At 33.9% G+C, this 3,095-nt stretch carries 6 protein-coding genes; 5 read left to right on the top strand and 1 reads right to left on the bottom strand.

Going from position 1 to position 3,095, the window contains the following annotated elements; all coding sequences use genetic code 11:
• The first annotated feature begins 126 nt into the window (after positions 1 to 126).
• From CLV91_RS00085 to CLV91_RS00065, 5 genes are all read left to right on the top strand, one after another.
• Positions 127 to 672: a GNAT family N-acetyltransferase gene (locus CLV91_RS00085; RefSeq protein WP_121062762.1), complete on the top strand. Its 546-nt coding sequence runs from the start codon at positions 127 to 129 to the stop codon at positions 670 to 672.
• Between the two features lie 188 nt (positions 673 to 860).
• Positions 861 to 1,109 (top strand): type II toxin-antitoxin system ParD family antitoxin, encoded by a 249-nt coding sequence (locus CLV91_RS00080; RefSeq protein ID WP_121062760.1) that lies wholly within the window; start codon positions 861 to 863, stop codon positions 1,107 to 1,109.
• Positions 1,102 to 1,401 (top strand): type II toxin-antitoxin system RelE/ParE family toxin, encoded by a 300-nt coding sequence (locus tag CLV91_RS00075; RefSeq protein WP_121062758.1) that lies wholly within the window; start codon positions 1,102 to 1,104, stop codon positions 1,399 to 1,401. Before CLV91_RS00080 ends, CLV91_RS00075 begins: the two co-directional genes overlap by 8 nt.
• 253 nt (positions 1,402 to 1,654) lie before the next feature.
• On the top strand, positions 1,655 to 1,894 hold the full coding sequence (locus CLV91_RS00070; protein ID WP_121062756.1) for a ribbon-helix-helix domain-containing protein: 240 nt from the start codon (positions 1,655 to 1,657) through the stop codon (positions 1,892 to 1,894).
• Positions 1,887 to 2,174, top strand: coding sequence for a type II toxin-antitoxin system RelE/ParE family toxin (locus CLV91_RS00065; protein ID WP_121062754.1), 288 nt, complete (start codon positions 1,887 to 1,889; stop codon positions 2,172 to 2,174). Before CLV91_RS00070 ends, CLV91_RS00065 begins: the two co-directional genes overlap by 8 nt.
• Positions 2,175 to 2,318: 144 nt before the next feature.
• Here CLV91_RS00065 and CLV91_RS00060 read toward each other — a convergent pair.
• Positions 2,319 to 3,095: transposase (locus tag CLV91_RS00060; RefSeq protein WP_147406393.1), on the bottom strand; the 777-nt coding region annotated here is incomplete at its 5' end.

Below are 3,095 nucleotides of genomic sequence, written 5' to 3'. Positions count from 1 at the left end.
ATACTTTGATGAAAAACATCTTAGAAACAAACAACAATCCACTAGGTTAGAAACTAATTTAGTGTAAACCCTAATCTTTAACTTGTGTAAACTATCTCCCTTTACGAACAGCTGAAAAAAATCAAAATGGAGTTACAAAAGGCTATTTTAACAGACATTACCGAATTGAGGAAAATATGTATTGATGCTTATTCCAAGAATTTTTATAACCATTGGAACGAAGGCGGCCTTGAATGGTATTTGGAAAAAGAATTTAATGTTGAAAGACTCAAATCTGATCTGTTGGACAAAGACGCAGAATACTATTTTATCAAACGTGGATTAAAAAATGTCGGATTTATAAAAATTAGAAACAATACAAACAAAGATTTGAACATAGAAAATGCGGTGGAATTGGAAAAAATTTATGTTCTTCCTGAATGCAAGGGAATGGGAATTGGAAAAACTGCGTTGAATGGAATCATAAAAAAGGCAAAAGAACGTGGCAGTGGAAATTTATTCCTATGTGTTATTGACACAAATATGAGTGCAATTGCATTCTATGAAAAACTTGGATTCACATTCCATAGTAAGACCATTTTAGATATACCGTATTTTAAAGAGGAATTGAAAGGAATGAACCGAATGATTAAAAAATTGGATGGAAAAAAGCCAGTTGCAAACAATGTATAACCGCAATTACGGCGGATTCGACTACGTCCGAATCCACTCGGAATTGCTAAGGCTTGTGTTGAACCCGAAAATAATCGCTAATTTAACCCGTAACTGACGGTTATACGAGACCGTTGCCACACATTTGAAAATTCAGCCAAATTTGGACATTTTACCAATTTTTGGTAAATTTGAGTAAAATTCATACAATGAAGAATACATCCATATCACTCGGGAATTATTTTGACCAATTTGTACAAACTCAAGTTTCTGCTGGTCGATATAAGAACGTTAGCGAAGTTATAAGAGCTGGACTAAGAATGCTGGAAAATGAAGAAAGTAAAGTAATCGCGTTGAGAAATGCAATACAAGAGGGATTGAACAGTCCTTTGGTTGAGGATTTTGACTTTGATGAAAATCTTAAAAAACTAAAGGCTGAAAAAAGAAAAAATGGCTAAAGTTATACTGAGACAAGAAGCCATTGATGACTTAAATGATATTTGGTATTACACTTTTGAAAAATGGTCTGAAAAGCTAGCTGATAAATATTATGCAACGGTTAAGATGGCTTGTAATGGAATCGGCGAAAATCCCGATATTGGAAAAGAATATAACGGAATAAGCAGAAACCTACTCGGACTCAAATCTGGAAAACATATTATATTCTATCAACAGATATCAAATGATAGAATCGAAATCATCAGAATTTTGCACGAGAGAATGGATTTGAAAAATAGAATAACGGAATAAAAACTACACCCAACACAACCTATAAAAAATACGGGCTTCGGTCTTAATCGAAAGGTTTGTGTATATTTATAATGTCGCTAAATCTTATGGATTTTGCTTTGGACAAAAAAGGAAAAACAAAACACAAAGATTTCGCTATGTGCGAGTAAGGAAACAAAAATGTTTCCTTGCCTCCGCACTACGCTTAGCCAAACACGTAAGCAATTTGAAAATGATTCGAATTTGGTGTATATTTACATCAAATAAATAAATTATGGCAAGACAAAGTATATCATTCACAAAACCAAACGATGAATGGCTAAAAACTCAAGTGGATAAAAAAGAATATTCAAGTAAGAGTGAACTAGTAAATGACTTAATTAGACAAGCTCGAAAACAACAAGTTGAAATTAACTGGATTCGTGCTAAATTGGAAAAAGCCGAAAATAGCGGATTTACAAGTGAAAGTAAAAATGAAATTTTAGCGCAATCAAAGTCTTTGCTTAATGACTAAATATAAATTAAGCAATGAAGCAAAAAATGACTTGATACGGATTCATCATTACGGTGTGAAAAAATTTGGAATGACTCAAGCGGACAAATATTTTGAATCATTTTTTAAATATTTCGAAATAATTACCCAAAGACCTTTTTCATTTGAATCGGTTGACTATATAAAAAAAGACTATAGACGATGTGTTTGTGGAGTTGATAGCATTTATTTTAAAGTAAATGAGGATATTGTTGAAATAATGGCAATTGTTGGAAGACAAGATTTGATTGAAAAACTGTAACCTTAATTAATAAAAAACTGTTGCCAACAAAGAACTGAGGTAAAAAACAAACAAATTCTTCTTTAATCTGAGACAATACTATTCTAGGCTCATAGATTCTAAAATCAGATTCTTTGAGCTTTTTTCATACAATTTACCTTCTATTTATCTAGACAATATTGAAACGTAGGTTTCATCATATGGTCTGCCAGATTTTGCGATAGCAAAGGACTGTTTCAGTAGTTTGTTGGCAACGGCTATCAATGCCAATTTCTTACTTTTTCCTTTGTTCACGATTCGCTCATATACCTCTCTGCATGCCTTGTTGTGTTTACAGGCATTGAAAGAACATAGAAACAATAGATTACGAAGCCTTCTATTGCCGACCTTACTTATTCGAGCTCGACCTCTTACGCTGCTCCCAGACTCTCGTATCGTCGGGGTTATACCTACATAACTACAAAGCTGTGATGCCGTACCGAACTTACTGAAACCATCAGTAACAACAATTAAGAACAATGCAGTCTTTTGACCTATACCAGGTATTGACATCAATAAGGTCAATTGCTCCTGTTGGTCCTCTTTTACCAATGATAGAATCTTTGATTCGATTGCAGCTACCTCTTTGTTCAGCTGCTTCTTGTTGCGTATCAAGGAACGATAAACAAACTTTGAGGGTATGCCCAAAACAGCTTCTCCATGTATTTTGTTCTTAGTTGCGGTACGTTGTTTTAAATACGTATCCAATAATCTAAACAACTGCAAACATTCACTCTGGGTATCCGTCAAAGCATTGTAAATAGGAACCTCGTTAATCAGAGCATATTCACATATGGCCTTGGCATCGCTCTTGTCCGTTTTTACTTTAGCCAATTTCATCTGTATAAACCGCTTTATCGACAATGGGTTTACGACTGATACCACTACTTTGTTTTTGTAAAG

Origin of the sequence: Maribacter vaceletii, from assembly GCF_003634105.1 — a bacterium.
Taxonomy (GTDB): domain Bacteria; phylum Bacteroidota; class Bacteroidia; order Flavobacteriales; family Flavobacteriaceae; genus Maribacter_B; species Maribacter_B vaceletii.
This window is presented reverse-complemented; position numbering and strand designations above follow the sequence as displayed.

Excerpts from the sequence above, each read along its gene's own strand:
- CLV91_RS00070 (WP_121062756.1), top strand. The coding sequence starts at position 1,655 with ATGGCAAGACAAAGTATATCATTCACAAAACCAAACGATGAATGGCTA.
- CLV91_RS00065 (WP_121062754.1), top strand. The coding sequence starts at position 1,887 with ATGACTAAATATAAATTAAGCAATGAAGCAAAAAATGACTTGATACGG.
- CLV91_RS00085 (WP_121062762.1), top strand. The coding sequence starts at position 127 with ATGGAGTTACAAAAGGCTATTTTAACAGACATTACCGAATTGAGGAAA.
- CLV91_RS00080 (WP_121062760.1), top strand. The coding sequence starts at position 861 with ATGAAGAATACATCCATATCACTCGGGAATTATTTTGACCAATTTGTA.
- CLV91_RS00075 (WP_121062758.1), top strand. The coding sequence starts at position 1,102 with ATGGCTAAAGTTATACTGAGACAAGAAGCCATTGATGACTTAAATGAT.